Genomic DNA, 20,059 nt, shown 5'->3' with positions numbered 1-20,059 from the left:
AAATGAGTGTTACAAGTTAACTAGCCTATAGTTTCACAGAAGATGTATGAGTTATCAACATGTCTGTTAACACATCTCTAAGTAGTTCTGGCATATAATATTGCTTATGGGAAAGTGTGGATAGCTCTGGGTATAAGTATCCAAACGTAAACATATCAATCGTTCCTACCGTATATATACGATCTAATTCGAGCGATTCTCCGTTAATCAATACATCTTCCAGTAAAATTTTATTCCCAGGAATCGTATCTGGAATTACCTCTACACCAGCATAAATCATTTTCCCCATTACTTTCCCGCGAAACCCGAATCCTTTCACCTCAAGATTCTCCATATTCGGGCGGCGTGCTTTCAAAATCACTTCTCTTAATGTTTTCCCTGGCACTTTCAACGCACACGGATTAATTGGATGTGGACAAATTCTGTGAATATCTCCACGCGTCACAACACCTTCTTCTAATCCTTCAAGAAGTACACCAGCATTCACCATTCCAATCTCTGCACCACACCATTTTTTCAGCGCACTTGCTAACATGTGTGCAAACGTCGTCTCATGAAACCAATCAACCGGCAATGACTCTTTTAAATGAACGACAGGCTCTGCCATAATATGCTTACTTTCTTCCTGCAACATTTCAATTGTGGATAACGGCTCGCTATAAGCACCTAACCGTTCTGTCTTAATCGCTCTACCGTCTTTTTTCAACAGCTTCTTCGTTTCTTTATCCACAGTAAGCTGCACGTGACCAACGTAACGTCCCCACTTTTCACAACAGCAAAGCAAAGTATTATTCACAAGAACGCCACGCTCAAATAAATGATGCGTATGTGCCCCTAAAATAACATCTATATCATAATGCTCCGCCATATACTCATCCATGCTTTTTCCAAGATGAGAAAGGACAACAGTAATATGTGCCTCGTCTTTCACTTCTTCTAAAATGGATTCTAAATGCTCGATTGGATCTTCAATGTGCCAGTCTAACATTTGATAAAACTCTGGATACGCTACCGTTAATCCAATAAAGGCAATCGTAATTCCATCTGTCGTTGTATGCAATTTATAAGGCTTCGCCCACGCTGGACGTACCCCTTCTTTTTCAAATAAATTCGCGACTAGCACCTCAAACCCAGCATCATCATACAGACTGTTCAAATGCTCCTTCGCTAACGTAATTCCTTCATTATTTCCAATCGTTACATAATCATATAACGCCTCATTTAATAATTTTGTATTCCCGAGTCCATTTGTCGCCTCCGAAATACTATGAAAACGATCCACATGATCGCCAATATCCACAGTTAAAACAGTCTCTCCCGCTGCCTGTCTTCGCTTTTTCTCCCCTTGTACAAACCGAGAAATTTGCGGCCAATTTTCAAAATGACTATGTATATCGTTTGTATGATAAAGGTGGATGATTGTTTCTTTATTTATATTCAGAGAAAAAACCTCCTCTCAGTTCCTTACTGCCATTTACGCTATACGTACGCAATAATCCTGTAAATACTTTTCGTCTTTTCTTGCTATTTTACATTGTACTCGCATTATGAGAAAAAGCAAAAGATTGCCCTTTTAATGTGAGAAATCTTATATTACTTTTTCTAATCTGTTGATTAGTTTGAGGGAGATTTTTCAGGGAGTTTGTTGGGAGCTTCTTCTGTGGATTCTTCTGTGGATTCTTCTGTGGATTTTTCAGTATCTTTGCCTTGCTTCTAGTCATATAGGTGCTCCTCTCCTATTTTCGCATGTTGAGGGGTATATGAGGTGTTTCTTTTGTCGTAATTTGTTGGTAAGTCGATATCCCTTGTCGAATCGTCGATATATTGAAATAATCGCTGATATATTCCGAGTTATGGTCGATATATTTGAAAAATCGCTGATATATTTAACTGAACACCCACCTAGGTATCCTCTACCAAGCCAAGACAAATCCGCAAAACAAAAAAGCGCCCTGCACAGCAGGACGCTCCCTTAATATATTAACCAATAGAACCTTCCATCTCAAACTTGATTAGACGGTTCATTTCAACTGCGTATTCCATTGGAAGTTCGCGAGTGAATGGCTCGATGAAGCCCATTACGATCATTTCTGTAGCTTCTTGCTCAGAAATACCGCGGCTCATTAGGTAGAATAATTGTTCTTCTGATACTTTCGATACTTTCGCTTCGTGCTCAAGTGAAACGTAATCGTTTTTGATTTCGTTGTAAGGAATTGTATCAGATGTAGATTGGTTATCCATGATTAACGTATCACACTCGATGTTAGAGCGAGAGTTTTTCGCTTTTGGTCCGAATTGTACGATACCACGGTAAGTTACTTTACCACCATGCTTCGCAATCGATTTAGAAACGATTGTTGAAGATGTGTTTGGTGCTAAGTGAATCATTTTCGCACCAGCATCTTGGTGTTGGCCTTTACCAGCAATCGCGATAGATAATGTTAAACCACGAGCGCCTTCGCCTTTTAAGATAACTGCTGGGTATTTCATCGTTAATTTAGATCCGATGTTACCGTCAATCCATTCCATCGTTGCGTTTTCTTCACAAACCGCACGTTTTGTAACTAGGTTGTATACGTTGTTCGCCCAGTTTTGGATTGTAGTGTAACGGCAATAAGCATCTTTCTTAATGATGATTTCTACTACCGCACTGTGAAGTGAGTTAGTCGTGTAAACAGGTGCTGTACAACCTTCTACATAGTGTACGTGTGCGCCTTCGTCTACGATAATAAGCGTACGCTCGAATTGTCCCATATTTTCAGAGTTAATACGGAAATACGCTTGAAGTGGTGTATCAACTTTAACACCTTTTGGAACGTAGATGAATGATCCACCAGACCAAACTGCAGAGTTTAATGCAGAGAATTTGTTGTCTGTTGGTGGGATTACTTTTCCGAAATGCTCACGGAAAATATCTTCGTTCTCTTTTAATGCGCTATCTGTATCTTTAAAGACGATTCCTAGAGCTTCTAGGTCTTCTTTCATGTTGTGGTATACAACTTCAGATTCGTACTGTGCAGATACACCAGCTAAATATTTTTGCTCAGCTTCAGGAATACCTAATTTATCAAATGTCGCTTTAATTTCCTCAGGTACTTCATCCCAAGACTTCTCAGATTTCTCAGATGGTTTTACGTAGTACGTAATTTCATCGAAATCTAAGTCGTTTAAGTCGCCGCCCCATTGTGGCATTGGCATTTCATAGAACTTATCCAGTGATTTTAAACGGAAGTCTAACATCCACTGTGGTTCTTCTTTCATACGTGAAATCTCTTCTACGATTTCTTTTGTTAAACCGCGTCCAGCACGGAAAATCGAAACGTCTTTGTCTTTGAAACCATATTTATAATCGCCGATATCTGGCAGTTGCTTCGCCATGTTGGTGTGTCCCTCCTTAGATAACCTCGTTTTTAGGAACCTTTAACATTACTTATCTTCGTTTAAGCCCTTTTCTAACGCTTTCCACGCTAATGTTGCACATTTAATACGTGCTGGGAACTTGCATACGCCTTGTAATGCTTCAATATCTCCTAAATCAATGCTGTCATCGTACTCTTTTCCTAGCATCATGTCAGAGAAAATTTTCGAAAGCTGAAGTGCTTCTTCGATTTTCTTTCCTTTTACTGCTTGTGTCATCATCGAAGCTGAAGACATTGAGATTGAACATCCTTCTCCTTCAAACTTCGCCTCTTGTACAATACCTTCTTCTACTTTCATCGTAAGTTGAATACGATCGCCGCAAGTTGGATTGTTCAAGTTAACGGTAACACTATCTTCTAATACGCCATGGTTACGAGGATTTTTGTAATGATCCATAATAACTTGACGGTATAACGTATCTAAATTATTAAATGACATTTGTGAAATACTCCTTTGTCTTGATTAGCGATTCAACAAATGTATCAATTTCTTCTTTTGTATTATATAAATAGAAGCTCGCACGTGCTGTTGAAGAAGCTTTTAGCCACTTCATAAGCGGTTGTGCACAGTGGTGTCCTGCGCGAACCGCAATGCCTTCTACATCTAATACAGTCGCTACATCGTGAGGATGTACGTCTTCAATATTAAATGTAACAAGACCAGCGCGATGCTTTGGACCATAAATTGTAACGCCATCTACTTCTGATAGTCTTTCTAAAGCGTATTGCGCTAATTCATGCTCATGCTTTTCAATATTATCAAGACCGATTTCTTCTAGGAAATCAATTGCCGCACCAAGTCCGATTGCATTACCGATAATCGGTGTACCTGCTTCAAACTTCCACGGAAGCTCTTTCCAAGTAGATTCTTGTAAATCTACGAAATCAATCATTTCACCACCAAATTCAATTGGTTCCATATTGTTCAGCAATTCTTTCTTACCATATAATACGCCGATACCTGTAGGTCCGCACATCTTATGAGCAGATAATGCATAGAAATCACAGTTTAAATCTTGTACATCTACTTTCATATGAGGTGTACTTTGCGCACCGTCAACGACCATAATTGCGCCGTTTTCATGTGCAATTGCTCCGATTTCTTTTACAGGGTTAATCGTTCCAAGTACGTTTGATACTTGCATAATAGAAACGATTTTTGTGTTCGGTGTAACTGTTTGACGAACATCTTCTAAAGAAATTGTACCGTCTGGTTGAAGCGGAAGGTATTTTAACGTTGCACCAGTTTTCTTCGCAACTTGTTGCCACGGAATGATGTTGCTATGGTGCTCCATGTAAGAAATAACGATCTCATCGCCTTCTTTTACATTTTCAAGACCATAGCTAGCCGCTACTGTATTTAATGCAGTTGTCGTTCCGCGCGTGAAAATAATCTCTTCCATTGATTTCGCATTGATAAACTTGCGAACTTTCTCACGTGCACCTTCATACGCGTCGGTAGCTTTCGTACCGAGCGTATGAACACCGCGATGCACGTTAGAATTATATTCTTTATAGTAACGTTCTAACGTTTCAATGACTTGAATTGGTTTTTGAGAAGTTGCTGCACTATCGAAATAAACAAGTTGTTTGCCGTTCACTTTTTGATCAAGAATTGGAAACTGTTTGCGTATTTCATGAATATTCATTAGCGAACTTTCCTTTCAATTACCTCAACAAGCTGTGCCTTTACTCCTTCAATTGGAAGCTCATTTACTACAGGTGCTAAGAATCCATGGATGACTAAACGTTCTGCTTCGCGTTTTGGAATACCACGGCTCATCAAGTAGTATAATTGGTATGGATCTACGCGGCCTACTGAAGCTGCGTGACCTGCCATTACATCATCTTCATCAATTAGAAGAATTGGGTTCGCATCACCGCGAGCTTTTTCGTCTAACATAAGAACGCGAGAAGATTGTTGTGCATTTGATTTAGATGCACCGTGTTCAATCTTACCAATTCCGTTAAAGATAGATGTTGCACTATCTTTTTGTACACCGTGTTTTAAGATCCAACCTTCAGAGTGTTTACCGAAGTGAACAACTTTAGTTGTAAAGTTTTGTGTTTGGTTACCACGGCCAATTGTTACTGTTTTCGTATCAGCATATGATCCGTCGCCCATTAAGTTCGTAACGTTCTCTGAGATTGTGTTTCCGTCATTCATAAGACCTAGAGCCCAATCAATGCGGCCGTCGCGTCCTACTACTCCGCGGCGGTTAACGTAAGTTGTTACGTCTTTTGCTAATAGATCAACCGCACCGAATTTCACTTGTGCGCCTTGTTCCACGATTACTTCTGCTACGATATTTGCAATACCTTTAGCATTTTCATTTGCAACGTAGTTTTCTACATAAGTTACAGTACTGTTCGCATCAGCTACGAATAATACGTGGTTATATACGTTAGCTTCTTCGCCGTCTACTAAGAATACAGCTTGAAGTGGAGTTTCAAGAACAACGTTTTTCGGAACATATACGAATGCACCGCCGTTGATTAATGCAGCATGAAGTGCAGTTAGACGATGCTCGTCTACCTTCACGCCGTCTTTCATTAAGTACTTTTGTACTAGTTCAGCATGCTCTGTTGCAGCTGTTATGATGTCTGTAAAAATAACACCTTTTTCTTTTGCTTCGTCTGCTAAAGAAACGAACGCAGTTGTACCAGTACGTTGCACTAATACGCTGTTATTTTCATCAATTAAGTTTTTCACTGCTTCTGGAAGCTCTGTTAACGAACTTACAGGCTCTTGCTTAGCAGCGTCGCCTTTTCCGATAAAGTCCCATTTTTCAATTTTCGTTTTATCAGGCGTTGGCATTGGAAGTTCAGTTGCTTGTGCAAGAGCTTGTAAGCGGAACTCAGTCAACCAAGCAGCTTCGTTTACTTCGCTTGCGCGTTGACGGATTGTTTCTTGATCGAAAGGTAATGTACCGATTGTCATGTTTATGCTCCTCTCTTACGCTTCTTGCTCTGTTGTTTCGTCTTCAATACCTAATTCTTTTTTAATCCAGTCGTAACCTTCAGCTTCTAGACGTTGTGCAAGCTCAGGGCCACCAGATTTAACGATACGACCGTTCATCATAACGTGAACGAAGTCTGGAGTGATGTAGTTTAATAAACGTTGGTAATGCGTAATCATTAGGCAACCGAACTCTTCGCCGCGCATTTCGTTAATACCTTTAGATACAACTTTTAACGCATCGATATCAAGACCTGAGTCGATTTCGTCTAAGATTGCAATTTTTGGCTCAATCATCATTAATTGAAGAATTTCGTTACGTTTTTTCTCACCGCCAGAGAAACCTTCGTTTAAGTAACGTTGTGCCATTTCTGGATCCATTTCTAGGAATTCCATGTTTTTATCTAATGTACGGATAAATTTCATAAGAGAAATTTCATCGCCTTCTTCACGACGTGCGTTAATTGCAGAACGTAAGAAGTCAGCGTTTGTAACTCCGCTAATTTCACTTGGATATTGCATTGCTAGGAATAGACCTGCTTGCGCGCGCTCGTCTACTTCCATTTCTAATACATCTTCACCGTCGATGATGATGCTACCTTCTGTTACTTCATACTTTGGGTGACCCATAATCGCAGAAGATAAAGTTGATTTACCTGTTCCGTTAGGTCCCATAATTGCGTGGATTTCTCCACCTTTTACTTCAAGGTTTACACCTTTTAAAATTTCTTTGCCGTCAATTGATACGTGTAAGTCTTTAACCGTTAATGTAGAACCAGCCATCTCAATACCTCCATTAATCCTATATATACATTTTAAAAATTCCTAAAACGTTCATATTCTCATTTTATTCTCATTCTAATTTTATATCAAATAAAATGATATCGCAAACGACGAAAAAATGTAACAATTTTTTCACAAATGTATATAAGTATTTCCTTCTCACCTTTATATGATACACCTTTCTTCTTATTTATATAAAGAAAAAAGGACTGGGAAATTACCAGTCCTTTCCTTATATTTATTCACTTACCGGGAGTACAGCACCTTTATATTCCTTATTAATAAAGTCCTGAATTTCTTTTGAATGTAGTACTTCTACTAGTTCTTTAATCTCTTTTTTCTTCTCATCACCTTTACGAACGGCAATAATATTTGCATACGGAGAGTCTGATCCTTCAATCGCAATTGCATCTTTTGTTGGATTTAATTTCGCATCAATTGCATAGTTTGAATTAATAAACAGAGCGTCGCCTTCATTATTTTCATACAGCTTCGGTGAAAGTCCAGGTTCTACATCTGTTTTAAACTTTAAGTTTTTCGGATTTTCCACAACATCTTTTACTGTCGCCTTAACAACATCTACACCATCTTTTAATTTAATAACGCCGCCTTTTTGTAATAGAGCTAGCATACGGCCACGCTCTGCTACGTTATTACTCATAATAACTGTTCCGCCCTCTGGAAGGTCTTTTAAGCTTTTATACTTCTTAGAATAAATGCCCATTGGCTCTAAATGGATTTTTCCTGCGTTTACAATTTTATATCCTTTTTCTTGAATTTCTTTATCTAAATACGGAATGTGCTGGAAATAGTTTGCATCAATTTCTTTATCCGCTAACGCTTTATTCGGTAACACATAATCTTGGAACTTTTTAATCTCTAACTTAATACCTTTTTTCTCTAATATCGGCTGTGCCTTCTCTAAAATAACAGCGTGCGGCACGTTAGAAGCTCCAACGACAAGTTTATTTTCATCTTTCCCCCCACAGGCAGCCAATGTAAATACAGATAGTGCTGTAACAACTGACAGTATAATCTTTTTCATATGATGTCCCCTTCTCCCCTATAGTTATGTAGTTAGAAAAAAGAGCCGGCATACACCAGCCCTTCTTCAAACGATTATTCTTTTACAGGAACAACTGCCCCTTTATATTCTTTATTAATAAAGTCTTCAATCTCTTTAGAATGTAATACTTCTACAAGAGCCTTGATCTCTTTCTTATCTTTATCGCCTTTACGAACAGCTACTACGTTTGCATACGGTGAATCATTTCCTTCAATTGCAATTGCATCTTTTTCTGGGTTTAACTTCGCATCAATTGCATAGTTCGAATTAATTAGAACCGCATCGCCTTCTTTATTGTTATACACTTGTGGTAGTAAACCAGGCTCGATATCCGTTTTGAATTTTAAGTTTTTCGGATTATCCGCAATATCTTTTGGAGTCGCTTTAACTGGATCTACTCCGTCTTTAATTTTTAAAATACCTTCTTTTTGTAAAATTGCTAAACCACGTCCATGGTCAGCAACAGAATTACTCATAATAATTGTCGCCCCGTCTGGAAGCTCGTTTAAGCTTTTATATTTTTGAGAATACACACCAATTGGTTCTAAATGAATTTTTCCTGCTACTTCAAAATCATATTTTTTATCTTTAATTTCTTTTTCTAAATACGGAATGTGCTGGAAGTAGTTTGCATCTAATTCCTTATCCGCTAACGCTTTATTTGGCAACACGTAATCTTGGAATTTTTTCACTTCTAATTCAATTCCTTTTTTCTCAAGTAACGGTTTTGCCTTTTCTAAAATTTCAGCGTGCGGTACGTTAGAAGCACCAACAACAAGTTTATTTTCATCTTTATCTTTCGCGCCACAAGCAGCTAACCCAAAAATTGAAGTTGAAATAAGTGCCGTAAGTAATAATTTTTTCATTTTAAATACCTCCATTTTCATTATCTTTTATCTATTCGAGTCGTTACACTATCACCAATCCATTGAATTAAAAATACAACGAGTAATACACAAATTGTTGCAACGATTGTTACATCGTTATTCCCGCGCTGGAATCCTTCTAAGTAAGCGAGTGTCCCAAGGCCACCAGCACCAACAACTCCCGCCATTGCCGTATAGCCTACTAAAGCAATTGTCGTTACCGTAATACCAGATATTAAGGCTGGTAATGATTCTGGAATTAACACTTTCAAAATGATTGTGCTTGTTTTTGCCCCCATTGCTTTTGAGGCTTCAATTACACCTTTATCAATTTCACGAAGTGCGATTTCAACCATTCTTGCATAAAATGGTGCCGCTCCGATAATTAAAGCTGGCAATGCCGCACTCGCTCCAAGAATTGTTCCAAGAAGGATTTTTGTGAATGGGATTAATAAAATAATTAAAATGATGAACGGTATAGAACGGAATATGTTTACGAACGCTCCAATCACCGTATTAATCGATTTGTTTTCCCATAAATTATCTTTCGCTGTCATGAAAAGTAACAATCCTAAAATAAGTCCTAAAACAAATGTGGCAAGAGCTGCGATTGCCGTCATATATAACGTTTCACCAGTTGCTTCTAACATTTGATTCCAATCAACATTTGTAAGTAACTTATCCATGTGCAATCACCTCCAGCTCTACTTGATCTTGATGAATTCCTTCTATCGCTTGCTGGATCGCTGTTTCCTCACCATTTAAATGAACGACTAAACTACCGTAAGAACCGTTATTCGTTTGTGCGATATTTCCTTGCAAAATGCTTACTTCTATATCACTGCGCTGCATTAATCTTTGAAGTACCGGTCTTTCTACAGCTTCACCGATAAACTGCAAGCGAATCACTTTTCCATCCGGGTATTTTTCAATTAAATTTTCAATCGTTTCATTTGTATCTTCAGAATCCGTTAACTGTTGTACAAAGCGTTTCGTAATGTCCTGCTGCGGATTACGGAACACATCAAGTACTGGCCCCGTTTCTACAATCTTTCCTCTCTCCATTACCGCAACACGATTACAAATCTTTCGAATTACATGCATCTCATGTGTAATTAGTACAATTGTTAAACCGAGACGCTTATTAATATCTAGGAGTAAATCTAAAATTTGATCTGTCGTTTCTGGGTCAAGAGCTGACGTTGCTTCATCACATAAAAGTACTTGTGGGTTGTTCGCTAATGCTCTTGCAATCCCGACGCGTTGCTTTTGTCCACCACTTAACTGAGATGGGTATGCGTCTCCTCTTCCTTCTAAACCAACAAGATGAATTAACTCATCAACACGTTTTCTTCTCTTCTCCTTATCAACGCCTGCAATCTCAAGCGGAAATGCGATATTTTCCCGCACAGTTCGTGACCAAAGTAAGTTGAAGTGCTGAAAAATCATTCCGATTTCTTGCCTTGCCTTCCGAAGCTCACTTCCTGTAATTGCTGAAATCACGCGATTTGCAATTGTAATTTGGCCAGAAGTTGGTTTCTCTAACTGATTAAACAACCTAATTAAAGAACTTTTTCCGGCGCCACTATATCCGATAACACCAAAGATTTCACCTTTCTCTATTTTTAAATTGGCGTTATCTACAGCAGTGACATCACCGCTTTTTGCCTTATATATTTTCTTTACATTTTCTAATAAGATCATGATGTTCACCCCTTTTTTGTTTGGACATACTCCGCAATTTTTTATTTTTGATGCGTGTAGTCCATCGTTATAACTTCTTTTATTATTTGAATGTCCTCCACATTCAAACAACAAAAAACCTTTCCGCTTTAGAGAAGCAGAAAGGTTTATATGCGTATATAACAACATTATCCCTCTCTCTCATCTCTCAAAGCATTTGCTTTGCAGGAATTGGCACCATTTCAACATAAGTTGACGGTTGCCGGGCTTCACAGGGCACAGTCCCTCCACCTCTCTTGATAAGAGAAATCAGATTAAATTTTCGTCTGATTTGAAATTTATGAAATTGTCTATATTTTATGAATTGAATTGTATCAACATCCACACACCATGTCAACAGAAATTTTCGCAAAAAATGAACCTTCAGAATTTTAAGCACCTACTGACATCGGTTTACATATATGAAACATCGACTCGACTAATAGCATCGTTCGATACGTCCCCGAATAATGTACACGTCCATCGTTCATTAACATTTGTAATCGTATATTTCCGTTCACTAATTGCTCTACATCTTCTTCATCTACACAAACGATTTGTTCTGTTCCTCTTTCCTCTTTCAACAGTTCTATATAATCTCTTGAAATTTGTAATGAATAACTCTCATCTCCAAAGCGAAAATTAACAGTTTTTTCTCCTTGTCTTAAAAGCGGTTCTAAATGATATTGACCATTAGCGTAATTTACAAATGATTGCAGCAAAGAATATAATTTCACCCTAAATCACATCCTTCATATCACTTTCTATTACATACCATTCCCTCTCACTAAAGAGCAATCCTGTTACTTTCGCTCGACAAATACTGTAACCATCCTGGTTCTCGACATATTTCCCAAGAAATATGTCGAGGCGGCAAAAACTTTGCCGCCTACTTTAATTCCGTATATAAATATTCAACCGAATGAAATGCATATATCTTCTTCATTAGTGTCCCATTTTCAAAAACAAGTAAGCACGGTACACTTTCGATCCCATACTCTTTTGCTAAATGCGGGGCATAATTTAAATCTAACATTCCAATTTTCAAATCTTCAATTGTCATCTCAACGACCGTTAGCATCTTTTTTGCCAATTGGCATGTTCCACACATTGGAGTATACACATATAACACTGTTTTTTCTTCATTTTCTATTAGGGCTGTAGCTTCGGCTCCTGTCCAGTCAATCACTTCTATCATTCCTTACCGTAAATATTCTGTATAAACGTCAATGTCAGCTCCCCATAATACATTTGCTAAGTGTGAAGACGGCGCAGTTGCCACCTCTCGGTACGAGCGATCAATATAAATATGCTCTGCTTGTGGAAATTCTTTGCGAAATTGTTTCCTTAACTTTTCTCCAGCATCATCAGCATCTACTAGTACATACACTTCCTTATCAAAAAACTGATCAATGAGCTCATCCATTTTCGACAAACCAATTGTACCATTTGTACAAACAATTTCCACTGGTTCACGAATAATAGATTCAATCTTTCTTCTGTCTGATTTACCTTCTACAATAATGACTTTTTCTACATAAATCATATGTCATCACCCGATCACCATATACTATACAACCTTTAACTTAGTATATAGTATATTCGTTATTTTCATGTTGTTTCCTGTTTATTTTTGCAAAAGAAAAGCGGAGCCGACTGTTCAGCCCTGTTGGCTAAGGTTCTTTCGCACAGAAGACGCTTTTTGTCTTCTCGTGCGGAAGGTTCTTAGACATGAAGGGCTAGGAGGTGGGGCTAGACAAAGAAAAGCGGAAGCGGCTCGTTCAGAACAGGAGGGCATTGGAACTCCTGAACTAGAGGCGCTTTTTGCCTCAAGTGAAGGAGTGAAATGACCGACTGTTCTAGCCGCTGGAGCTGGACAATAAAGAAAAGCGGAAGCGGCTCGTTCTGATTGTGAGGGGGATGGAGCTTCTGACGTAAAGGCGCTTTTCGCCTCATAGGAAGAAGCAAAGCCTCAGTGAAAAAAGTTTTTTCAAAAACCTTCTCCTATATAATAATTAATATATATGTGCTTTCAAATTCATTATGTAACACAAAATAAAAAGGACAGCACAATGGCTGTCCTTTTTATTCGACTATAATTAGTCTTGGTTTGTCATTTCTGCATATTTTTCTGCAGTTAATAACTTCTCAACTTGGCTTGCATCAGAAAGTTCAACTTTAACCATCCATGCACCCTCGTATGGAGATTCGTTAACAAGTTCTGGTTGGTCACTTAATTCTTCGTTTACTGCTACAACTTTACCACTTACAGGTGCGTATAATTCAGAAACTGTTTTAACAGATTCTACGCTTCCGAATGGCTCGTCAGCTTGGATTGTTGCACCTACTTCAGGAAGTTCAACGAATACGATATCGCCTAGCTCACCTTGTGCAAAGTGAGTAATACCGATAACAACTTCATTACCTTCAGTTTTTACCCATTCGTGTTCTTCAGAGTAACGTAAATTATTTGGAATGCTCATGACTGTACCTCCAGTGAATGTATTAATTATGTAAAAATACCTTATTGGTACTTTTTCCACACACTTTCAAACTGCTCTTCGTTAAAACCAAGTGTTACACTCGTTCCATCTGTTACGATTGGACGTTTAATCAACATGCCATCAGATGCTAAAAGTTCGTACATTTCGTCTTCACTTGCATCTTTTAACTTATCTTTCAAACCAAGTTCGCGGTAACGCATTCCACTTGTATTAAAGAATTTTTTTAATGGTAATTCACTTTTTTCATGTAAATTACGTATATCTTCTTTTGACGGTGGATTTTCAACAATATGAATCATCTCATATGCTACATCATTTGTCTCAAACCATTTCTTTGCTTTTTGACATGTGCCACACTTTGGATATGAATAAAATGTTACTGTCATAAATTCACCTACTTTTTTACTAACCTTTATCTTTATCATATAGAAAACGTTTTATTATTTCAAACGATTATTCGCTAAACTTTTACTTATTTCGTGATAAATTTTAATAATCCTGCGAATTTTTCTTATTTTTCCGCCATTTTCAAGGGAAAATAAACATATAATTTTTTTTTAGAATCTTTTCGCCAACTACACCGAACATATCTCTTAAACAAACGTTTGATTAATTTTCTATTTTTCTTTGTTCACCCTTGAGCTGCATCAATTTCTTCCTACCGAACATATATCCTAAACAAACGTTTGATTAAATTCCTATTTTTCTCTGTTCACCCTTGAGCTGCATCAATTTCTTCCTACCGAACATACATCTTAAACAAACGTTTATTTAACCGTTTCAGCCTATAGTCACAAAACCTGGAAACACTTTGAATGACAAATGCTTCCTGATAAAAGGAACTAACGATTTTGACCGTCGTAGTGAGCCCATAAGAAAGTTATTAAACATATCATCAATAAAGCCAAATTAACTGCTCCTGAGAATATGAAATTCAAATTACTGACTGAAATAAAAAAGACGCATTTAAATTGATGCGTCTTTTGGCGATGTTTCTTTTGTGAAATCATATAAAGCAATCGCGCCTAAAATAACCAATATCCCTTCAGGAGCATCCAACAAAACAGTTCTCCAAATTTCTGATATTACCCATTTAATACCTGCTGCTGATTCAAGATATACTTGAAAATATTAGAAGGTATTCGAACCCTAAGAACATAATATTCGTCCTCTACTTTTTCAAACAGGCATTATAATTTAAAAGACTATCTTTCTTTTTCCCATGATATTCGAAATTCTCCACCATGGTCTTCCGTTTTAATTTTAACCTTATATGTATCATCCTTAGGTACTTTAATGCTTTTTTTACCTTCGCCACTATTAAATTCTAGTATAGTATTATCATTTGAATCTACAACATAAGCAATTATAGTTCCTTGTTTAGTTTTATCAGTAAAAGAAAAGACCCAATTCTCCCCTTTTTTAACTTTCCTATCTTGAGTTGCAGATCCAGTAAATTTCCTATAGTCCCCAGATATACTACCAGATACGCTATCTGAAGAACCATGAACCTTACCACCAACAATCGTTCCTTCTCTTGTAAAACACCCACTAAGAACTACCAAACATAGAACAAATAATAATGTATTTTTAATAGTTTTCAACATCATTCCCCCTTATTCTCACAATAAATATCCCCTACCTACATTAAAAAAACTATAATAACTATAATATACCCTAGTGAATATATTATAATTATTATAGTTGTAAAATCAATGATGCTATTTTAAATCTTCACGCAACTTCATTTCATCTTCATTTACATATCCAGTAAAAATCACCTCTGATATATGTTCATGATTAAAAAACATATTATATTCAGTTGAAATATTTCCGATAGGATAATAACAAGCTACATAATCCCAAGTTTCCTTAGTTTTTGAATCTTCTTGTTTTCTACCATATATCATTAATGGCTGTTCCCATGTTTTAAACCTCACAACTGAACCAATCGGAAGTAATGTATCTTTCTCTACCTTCTCCATTTTAATTCACCTCTTTATTTAATGAAAAATTTACCTATTTTATATAAAATAAAAAAACTAATAGGAACTGTAATTAAATATATCAATGAAAAGATTATTTTTTCTTTTAAATTATATGTAGCATCAAACACTGTAAGAATAATAGTACCAAAAAAACAAATAACAAATAGAATTGTTAAAATTTTTTTCAAACTTTCTAAAGTCATAAAAGATACTCCTTTTTATTTTATCTCTACTTCAACACCTGTACCCACAGGACTAGCTCCAGGCCCCCAAGGGAAATTCACTTTAAATCCACTTGAACTTACCTTTAGTGAACCACCCGCTTGTCCAAGTGAGGCTGAACCACCAAGATGTAAATCATGATCTGTAAATGGTATAGGTATATCTATACCCGCTTCATATTTTGCTAAAGAAGCCTCCGCCCCAAGTTCAAAACCATTTTTATCTATTTTAGCAGCAACTTCTGCATTCGCCATGCTTAAACTAGCTTCTCAATCATATTGTTATATGCTTCTGCATAAAAAATAAGAAGCCTCGTTTACAGGCTCCCTCATCATCTATTCAAATAGTCTGCAATTGTTTGAAATACTACGATATACATATTATGAATACTTTCTTCTGTATTTCCACCATTTGATAAACCAACTCCCCATTGTTGCCCTTCACCACTCCCAATATTCGCAAAACCTTGCGTATACATAGCATTTACATCTTTTTTTGCGCTGTTATACTCAATACCTTTTGTAATAAAAAGTGAATATGATTTATCTTGTAAACCGATAAAAAACACTGGTTTCTTTAGCGATGAAAATACATCTTTATACTGCTCTGTTGAGGCTTCTTGAAAGTGATCTTTCATTATTAGAAAACCGTCCACTTTCTTAGATTTCTTTTCCAGTTCCTCTAGCTTTATTTTCTCAAACTTTACATTTCTAAACGTATCTTTCGGCTTTTCACCAACAACTCCAATTACGAGTGCTCTCCCGTTATATTCTAATTTCTCTCCTTCGTTATCCTTTGCACATCCAGCACCGACTAGGCATAACAATATAAAAACTAAGAAATATGATAAACGCTTCATTTAGCACCCTCCCCTTCTTTTAGTCAAGTGACAAAAACGTAAGGTGAATTCAAGAAAATGTAAGTAAAATCGATAGCTCCATTCGTGTTTCTATATTATAATCAATTGAATTTACTTACATTACTAAAAAAACATAGGAGATTGTCATGAAGAAATTTAAACTTTCATCTTTTCTTCCGTTAAGTTATATATTTCTACTCGTACTCGTAAGTCCCCTTTACGATGTATTAAATAAATCGACTGTTCACGCAGTGAACGTCACAACAGTAGTAGATGATTGGATTCCATTTGTAAAAGCATTTATTATTCCTTATTTACTTTGGTTCCCATACTTATACGGTGCACTTATTTATTATTGTTTTGCTGATCGAAAGCAATATTACGTTACTTTAAGCAGTGTAGTTCTTGGTAAGCTTGCTTGTTTTTCTGTTTATTATTTTTGGCAAACAACTGTACCTCGTCCAACCGTCGTTGGAACAGACGTATTTTCCGAACTAGTCCGCTATATTTATAGTATCGATCAACCAGTAAACTGTTTCCCTAGCATTCACGTCCTTACTACATTTGTGATTATGTTAGCTGCCTTTAAACGTAGAGAACAGCATGCTTTTGAATATTACATTCTTACTTTCTTCGGTACACTTATCATTTTATCAACGCTATTTACGAAGCAACATGCATTTATAGATGCCGTTTCTGGAATGACGCTGGCAAGCATACTATACTTTGGTGTTCAGCTATTGTTAGCAAAAGAACCAATAAGGGTTCCAGTAAAACAAAATCATAAAATGTAACGCAACAAAAAAGCAGACTGTGGCTTCTTCAGTCTGCTTTTATCTATTAATAAGGAGATTTTCAATTTAAGATTGCGGTACAGTCATATCACCAGAATGAATACGACCTGCTTTTTTAAGAGCGTTGTAAAGTATATAAGAAACAGCTACTGGAATGATGACATAAGTGATTATCATCGCTGGGACAACTTCCCATCCTTGGCTGGAAATTAAATTAATTGGTGCGATAAGAGAACTTAATCCAAGACCTGCAATTTCTTTTCCTGCTTCTAGCTGGAAAATGAGTGCCGATACTGGGCCGACTATGGCGCTGGCGACGACAGTTGGGACGAGAATCATTGGATTTTTAGTAATGTTCGGCAACTGTACTTTCGGAGTACAAAGGGCCTGAGCTAATATGCCGCCTAAATTATTTTCTTTCGCTGAGATGACAGCGAATCCGATAAACTGAGCAACACATCCTGCAAGAGCAGCACCACCTGCAACACCATCTAAGCTAAGCGCTATCGCTAACGCAGCTGATGAAGCTGGAGAGATAAGTAACAGTCCCCAAACTACTGCAATGACAACAGAAGCGATGAATGGGCTACCAGCTGAGCTATCTTTAATGAATGCTCCAACTGCATTTAAAACCGGGCTAATATTTTGTGCTAACCAAATACCGACTAAACCAGAACCTAATATTGCTGCAAATGGAACGAGCATCATATCTAAAGCAGTTTTTCCGCTTAAACGTTTACCAATATAAACTGCTAAAGTTGCTGTTAATAACGCTCCGATTGGCTCACCTGTTTTAATGATTAAACCAGCTTCAGTCATTGAAATGGATCCGGCACCAATCGCTCCAGCTACCATCGCTGAAAAGATGACAAGACCGTTCGCACCGAGCATAAAAGCAATTCCGGCTCCAATGGCTGGTGCCATAAGTGATTTTGCAACAACTCCGATTGTAATAAGCAATGGAATATCAACAATTCTTCCTATATTTTCGATTAGTAAACCAATTCCAAGGGATACGAAAATACCTTGCGCGATTCCAGCGGATGCTTTAAATACACGAGACATTATATATTCCTTCATTTGTTTCACCTTCTCCTATAAGTTAGTAACCAATTGTTTTCATATAATCGCGTAAAATATCGTTTGATTTTGCGAATCGAGCTTCTTCTTCCTCAGTTAAATTTAGTTCTACAACTTCTTTCATGCCCTCTCTAGTAATAATAGCTGGCACTCCTGTACAAATACCGTATTCACCGTACTCACCATCTAAAATAGCTGATACAGCAATTACACGGTGATCATCATTAAAGATTGAGCTAGCAATATATGCTAGAGAATTTCCGATTCCATAATAAGTAGTACCTTTTCGTTTATAAATTTCCCATCCTGCTTTCGCAGTCTTCTCAACAATTTCATCTAAATCTATTTCACCGAAACGCTCTTTTTTCTCTTCTAAAATTTGCAGAATTGGCTTTCCTCCAACGGATACATGTGACCAAGCAACCATTTGAGAATCCCCATGCTCTCCTAGTGAATATCCATGAATACTGCGAGGATCTACATGTAACATTTCAGATAAAATTGTTCTTAAGCGAGAAGAATCTAATGATGTACCTGTACCAATCACACGATTTCTAGGTAATCCAGATAGTTTCCACACTTGATATGTAATAATATCAACTGGGTTCGATGCGATTAAGAAAATACCATCAAATCCACTTTCCATTACGCCGCCAACAATACTTTCCATAATCTTTGCACTTGCTCCTAAAGTATCTAAACGACTTTGTCCAGGCTTTGGTGCTGGCCCTGCTGTAATAATAACGATGTCCATATCTTTGCAGTCTTCATAGTTTCCTGCATATACTTTTGTTCTTGTATTTGTAAAGTTAATGCAGTGCGATAAATCCATCGCTTCCCCAACTGCACGTTCATGATTTATATCAATTAACAATAGTTCTTCGCAAATTCCTTGGTTTACAATAGAATACGCGCAGCTTGATCCCACTAATCCAGTACCGATAATTGCAATTTTTCTTGTGTTTCTATTCATAGCAATCTCTCCTAATTGATTATGTAATCTATTTCTTTTGTTCTTTTCTTCTTTACACTCCTAATTATAGAGAGTCTCACGATAGAAACCATGGATACTTTGTGAAATATCGAACAAACTTTTGTCCTTTCTGTGAATTGTTATATTTAATTTTCGTCATATTTGTTACAACTGGAAAAATATTTATTATGTATTTATTGACATGTACAAAACAAAAAAACGAGCGACTTCATTCGCTCGTTTTTTTTCATCCGATTATTCCGCACTTAATTGACTTTTCAATTGCTGCACAATCATCGGATTCGCAGGTGCTGCCGGTTTATAATAACTTTTTTGCTTTGCGTACTCATACATATTACGTTGGCGCATCTCATCCTGATTACGAATTTGAATTAACGTTTGATGTAATTGTTCATTATCAGACTGAGAAATATAATTTGCATAACTTGTTAAACTTGCATTTAATCCTGCTAAATAATCATTTACCATATCTTTTTCATTCATCTTTTTCTTCCTCCTATCCTAGGAAAGTCATTAATTGCTGTTTCGTATTTCGTGCATCTTGCGCATCCTTTTGTAGCATTTGTTTTAACTCTGGATCTGTACAAGCCTGTGCATACTGGTCTAATTTGTTAATAATCGTTGCGTGTCCACCAATTAAATGACGTAAATTTTCCACTTCAAGTTCTGTTAAATTTTGCATAGAATACTCCTACCTTTCTTTATTCGTTCGCTGTTAGTATTTAGCTCTTTTTTGATTGTATACATGAATTAAATTTTTCACGTGCATACAAAATAAAAGATGAATAGCTAAGCCATTCATC

General features: G+C 37.0%; 25 protein-coding genes, 1 pseudogene and 1 riboswitch. Of the genes and pseudogenes, 1 reads left to right on the top strand and 25 read right to left on the bottom strand.

All coding sequences use genetic code 11. The annotated features are described in order from the left end of the window. Nucleotides 1–25: 25 nt before the first annotated feature. The 21 genes and pseudogenes from COC96_RS24485 to COC96_RS24370 form a co-directional block, all read right to left on the bottom strand. Complete coding sequence (locus tag COC96_RS24485) at nt 26–1,417, bottom strand: bifunctional metallophosphatase/5'-nucleotidase (RefSeq protein ID WP_098268365.1); 1,392 nt, start codon at nt 1,415–1,417, stop codon at nt 26–28. Between the two features lie 563 nt (nt 1,418–1,980). After that, a complete protein-coding gene (gene sufB, locus COC96_RS24470) occupies nt 1,981–3,378 on the bottom strand; it encodes a Fe-S cluster assembly protein SufB (protein WP_098268363.1) in 1,398 nt (465 codons plus the stop codon). A gap of 48 nt (nt 3,379–3,426) precedes the next feature. Further along, nucleotides 3,427–3,858: a Fe-S cluster assembly sulfur transfer protein SufU gene (sufU, locus tag COC96_RS24465; RefSeq protein ID WP_000009523.1), complete on the bottom strand. Its 432-nt coding sequence runs from the start codon at nt 3,856–3,858 to the stop codon at nt 3,427–3,429. Further along, on the bottom strand, nt 3,848–5,068 hold the full coding sequence (gene sufS, locus COC96_RS24460) for a cysteine desulfurase SufS (RefSeq protein ID WP_001020767.1): 1,221 nt from the start codon (nt 5,066–5,068) through the stop codon (nt 3,848–3,850). The genes sufU and sufS overlap by 11 nt, the downstream gene beginning before the upstream one ends. Then, a complete protein-coding gene (gene sufD / locus COC96_RS24455; protein ID WP_098268362.1) occupies nt 5,068–6,360 on the bottom strand; it encodes a Fe-S cluster assembly protein SufD in 1,293 nt (430 codons plus the stop codon). The genes sufS and sufD overlap by 1 nt, the downstream gene beginning before the upstream one ends. Before the next feature lie 15 nt (nt 6,361–6,375). Next, entirely contained in the window at nt 6,376–7,161 is a 786-nt protein-coding gene (sufC, locus tag COC96_RS24450; RefSeq protein ID WP_000929160.1) for a Fe-S cluster assembly ATPase SufC, read from the bottom strand. 238 nt (nt 7,162–7,399) lie between these two features. Continuing rightward, on the bottom strand, nt 7,400–8,206 hold the full coding sequence (gene metQ / locus COC96_RS24445) for a methionine ABC transporter substrate-binding lipoprotein MetQ (RefSeq protein ID WP_098268361.1): 807 nt from the start codon (nt 8,204–8,206) through the stop codon (nt 7,400–7,402). 74 nt (nt 8,207–8,280) lie between these two features. Next, nucleotides 8,281–9,093 (bottom strand): methionine ABC transporter substrate-binding lipoprotein MetQ, encoded by an 813-nt coding sequence (gene metQ, locus COC96_RS24440; RefSeq protein WP_098769551.1) that lies wholly within the window; start codon nt 9,091–9,093, stop codon nt 8,281–8,283. Nucleotides 9,094–9,113: 20 nt separating this feature from the next. Next, nucleotides 9,114–9,779, bottom strand: a complete 666-nt coding sequence (locus COC96_RS24435) for a methionine ABC transporter permease (protein ID WP_141535908.1) — start codon at nt 9,777–9,779, stop codon at nt 9,114–9,116. Beyond that, entirely contained in the window at nt 9,772–10,797 is a 1,026-nt protein-coding gene (locus COC96_RS24430) for a methionine ABC transporter ATP-binding protein (RefSeq protein ID WP_098268358.1), read from the bottom strand. The genes COC96_RS24435 and COC96_RS24430 overlap by 8 nt, the downstream gene beginning before the upstream one ends. 177 nt (nt 10,798–10,974) lie before the next feature. Beyond that, a riboswitch (SAM riboswitch) is annotated at nt 10,975–11,082 on the bottom strand. A gap of 125 nt (nt 11,083–11,207) precedes the next feature. Beyond that, nucleotides 11,208–11,552, bottom strand: coding sequence for a hypothetical protein (locus COC96_RS24425; protein WP_098268357.1), 345 nt, complete (start codon nt 11,550–11,552; stop codon nt 11,208–11,210). 152 nt (nt 11,553–11,704) lie between these two features. Further along, a complete protein-coding gene (locus tag COC96_RS24420) occupies nt 11,705–12,013 on the bottom strand; it encodes a thioredoxin family protein (RefSeq protein WP_002008881.1) in 309 nt (102 codons plus the stop codon). Between the two features lie 3 nt (nt 12,014–12,016). Next, nucleotides 12,017–12,361 (bottom strand): toprim domain-containing protein, encoded by a 345-nt coding sequence (locus COC96_RS24415; protein WP_000640866.1) that lies wholly within the window; start codon nt 12,359–12,361, stop codon nt 12,017–12,019. Between the two features lie 553 nt (nt 12,362–12,914). Further along, nucleotides 12,915–13,298 carry a glycine cleavage system protein GcvH gene (gene gcvH / locus COC96_RS24405; RefSeq protein WP_000026898.1) on the bottom strand — a complete coding sequence of 128 codons (384 nt, stop codon included), beginning with the start codon at nt 13,296–13,298 and terminating at the stop codon, nt 12,915–12,917. A gap of 41 nt (nt 13,299–13,339) precedes the next feature. Then, entirely contained in the window at nt 13,340–13,705 is a 366-nt protein-coding gene (locus tag COC96_RS24400) for an arsenate reductase family protein (protein ID WP_098268355.1), read from the bottom strand. Nucleotides 13,706–14,285: 580 nt separating this feature from the next. Further along, nucleotides 14,286–14,450, bottom strand: a pseudogene (locus tag COC96_RS24395) (DUF3937 family protein); the annotation flags it as partial. A 74-nt stretch (nt 14,451–14,524) separates the two neighbouring features. Beyond that, nucleotides 14,525–14,926, bottom strand: a complete 402-nt coding sequence (locus COC96_RS24390; RefSeq protein WP_098268354.1) for a hypothetical protein — start codon at nt 14,924–14,926, stop codon at nt 14,525–14,527. Between the two features lie 114 nt (nt 14,927–15,040). Further along, nucleotides 15,041–15,304, bottom strand: coding sequence for a DUF4176 domain-containing protein (locus COC96_RS24385; RefSeq protein ID WP_071730930.1), 264 nt, complete (start codon nt 15,302–15,304; stop codon nt 15,041–15,043). A 14-nt stretch (nt 15,305–15,318) separates the two neighbouring features. Continuing rightward, the gene (locus COC96_RS24380) at nt 15,319–15,510 is read right to left on the bottom strand and encodes a hypothetical protein (protein ID WP_141535907.1); all 192 of its coding nucleotides are present in this window, start codon (nt 15,508–15,510) and stop codon (nt 15,319–15,321) included. A gap of 15 nt (nt 15,511–15,525) precedes the next feature. Next, the gene (locus tag COC96_RS24375; protein ID WP_098268353.1) at nt 15,526–15,783 is read right to left on the bottom strand and encodes a hypothetical protein; all 258 of its coding nucleotides are present in this window, start codon (nt 15,781–15,783) and stop codon (nt 15,526–15,528) included. A 77-nt stretch (nt 15,784–15,860) separates the two neighbouring features. Then, complete coding sequence (locus COC96_RS24370) at nt 15,861–16,388, bottom strand: hypothetical protein (protein WP_098268352.1); 528 nt, start codon at nt 16,386–16,388, stop codon at nt 15,861–15,863. 146 nt (nt 16,389–16,534) lie between these two features. Between COC96_RS24370 and COC96_RS24365 the strand changes: the two genes are divergently transcribed. Continuing rightward, entirely contained in the window at nt 16,535–17,182 is a 648-nt protein-coding gene (locus COC96_RS24365; protein ID WP_098268351.1) for a phosphatase PAP2 family protein, read from the top strand. A 66-nt stretch (nt 17,183–17,248) separates the two neighbouring features. Here the strand turns inward: COC96_RS24365 and COC96_RS24360 are convergent, their stop codons facing one another. The 4 genes from COC96_RS24360 to COC96_RS24345 form a co-directional block, all read right to left on the bottom strand. Continuing rightward, nucleotides 17,249–18,262: a PTS transporter subunit IIC gene (locus tag COC96_RS24360; protein ID WP_098268350.1), complete on the bottom strand. Its 1,014-nt coding sequence runs from the start codon at nt 18,260–18,262 to the stop codon at nt 17,249–17,251. 22 nt (nt 18,263–18,284) lie between these two features. Further along, nucleotides 18,285–19,235 (bottom strand): L-lactate dehydrogenase, encoded by a 951-nt coding sequence (locus COC96_RS24355; protein ID WP_255287915.1) that lies wholly within the window; start codon nt 19,233–19,235, stop codon nt 18,285–18,287. Nucleotides 19,236–19,490: 255 nt separating this feature from the next. Then, nucleotides 19,491–19,739 carry a spore coat protein gene (locus COC96_RS24350; RefSeq protein WP_001002992.1) on the bottom strand — a complete coding sequence of 83 codons (249 nt, stop codon included), beginning with the start codon at nt 19,737–19,739 and terminating at the stop codon, nt 19,491–19,493. Nucleotides 19,740–19,752: 13 nt separating this feature from the next. Further along, nucleotides 19,753–19,938 (bottom strand): hypothetical protein, encoded by a 186-nt coding sequence (locus COC96_RS24345; protein ID WP_002112687.1) that lies wholly within the window; start codon nt 19,936–19,938, stop codon nt 19,753–19,755. Nucleotides 19,939–20,059: the final 121 nt, after the last annotated feature.

Origin of the sequence: Bacillus cereus, from assembly GCF_002577405.1 — a bacterium.
GTDB lineage: Bacteria > Bacillota > Bacilli > Bacillales > Bacillaceae_G > Bacillus_A > Bacillus_A cereus_AU.
Note: the sequence above shows the minus strand (reverse complement) of the source record. Positions and strands in the feature narration are given on the sequence as shown.

Excerpts from the sequence above, each read along its gene's own strand:
- sufD (WP_098268362.1), bottom strand. The coding sequence starts at position 6,360 with ATGACAATCGGTACATTACCTTTCGATCAAGAAACAATCCGTCAACGC.
- COC96_RS24360 (WP_098268350.1), bottom strand. The coding sequence starts at position 18,262 with ATGAAGGAATATATAATGTCTCGTGTATTTAAAGCATCCGCTGGAATC.
- COC96_RS24365 (WP_098268351.1), top strand. The coding sequence starts at position 16,535 with ATGAAGAAATTTAAACTTTCATCTTTTCTTCCGTTAAGTTATATATTT.
- COC96_RS24380 (WP_141535907.1), bottom strand. The coding sequence starts at position 15,510 with ATGACTTTAGAAAGTTTGAAAAAAATTTTAACAATTCTATTTGTTATT.
- sufS (WP_001020767.1), bottom strand. The coding sequence starts at position 5,068 with ATGAATATTCATGAAATACGCAAACAGTTTCCAATTCTTGATCAAAAA.
- COC96_RS24400 (WP_098268355.1), bottom strand. The coding sequence starts at position 13,705 with ATGACAGTAACATTTTATTCATATCCAAAGTGTGGCACATGTCAAAAA.
- gcvH (WP_000026898.1), bottom strand. The coding sequence starts at position 13,298 with ATGAGCATTCCAAATAATTTACGTTACTCTGAAGAACACGAATGGGTA.
- metQ (WP_098769551.1), bottom strand. The coding sequence starts at position 9,093 with ATGAAAAAATTATTACTTACGGCACTTATTTCAACTTCAATTTTTGGG.
- COC96_RS24370 (WP_098268352.1), bottom strand. The coding sequence starts at position 16,388 with ATGAAGCGTTTATCATATTTCTTAGTTTTTATATTGTTATGCCTAGTC.
- COC96_RS24350 (WP_001002992.1), bottom strand. The coding sequence starts at position 19,739 with ATGAATGAAAAAGATATGGTAAATGATTATTTAGCAGGATTAAATGCA.
- COC96_RS24430 (WP_098268358.1), bottom strand. The coding sequence starts at position 10,797 with ATGATCTTATTAGAAAATGTAAAGAAAATATATAAGGCAAAAAGCGGT.
- COC96_RS24345 (WP_002112687.1), bottom strand. The coding sequence starts at position 19,938 with ATGCAAAATTTAACAGAACTTGAAGTGGAAAATTTACGTCATTTAATT.
- COC96_RS24390 (WP_098268354.1), bottom strand. The coding sequence starts at position 14,926 with ATGTTGAAAACTATTAAAAATACATTATTATTTGTTCTATGTTTGGTA.
- sufC (WP_000929160.1), bottom strand. The coding sequence starts at position 7,161 with ATGGCTGGTTCTACATTAACGGTTAAAGACTTACACGTATCAATTGAC.
- metQ (WP_098268361.1), bottom strand. The coding sequence starts at position 8,206 with ATGAAAAAGATTATACTGTCAGTTGTTACAGCACTATCTGTATTTACA.
- COC96_RS24435 (WP_141535908.1), bottom strand. The coding sequence starts at position 9,779 with ATGGATAAGTTACTTACAAATGTTGATTGGAATCAAATGTTAGAAGCA.
- sufB (WP_098268363.1), bottom strand. The coding sequence starts at position 3,378 with ATGGCGAAGCAACTGCCAGATATCGGCGATTATAAATATGGTTTCAAA.
- COC96_RS24420 (WP_002008881.1), bottom strand. The coding sequence starts at position 12,013 with ATGATAGAAGTGATTGACTGGACAGGAGCCGAAGCTACAGCCCTAATA.
- COC96_RS24385 (WP_071730930.1), bottom strand. The coding sequence starts at position 15,304 with ATGGAGAAGGTAGAGAAAGATACATTACTTCCGATTGGTTCAGTTGTG.
- COC96_RS24355 (WP_255287915.1), bottom strand. The coding sequence starts at position 19,235 with ATGAATAGAAACACAAGAAAAATTGCAATTATCGGTACTGGATTAGTG.
- sufU (WP_000009523.1), bottom strand. The coding sequence starts at position 3,858 with ATGTCATTTAATAATTTAGATACGTTATACCGTCAAGTTATTATGGAT.
- COC96_RS24375 (WP_098268353.1), bottom strand. The coding sequence starts at position 15,783 with ATGGCGAATGCAGAAGTTGCTGCTAAAATAGATAAAAATGGTTTTGAA.
- COC96_RS24415 (WP_000640866.1), bottom strand. The coding sequence starts at position 12,361 with ATGATTTATGTAGAAAAAGTCATTATTGTAGAAGGTAAATCAGACAGA.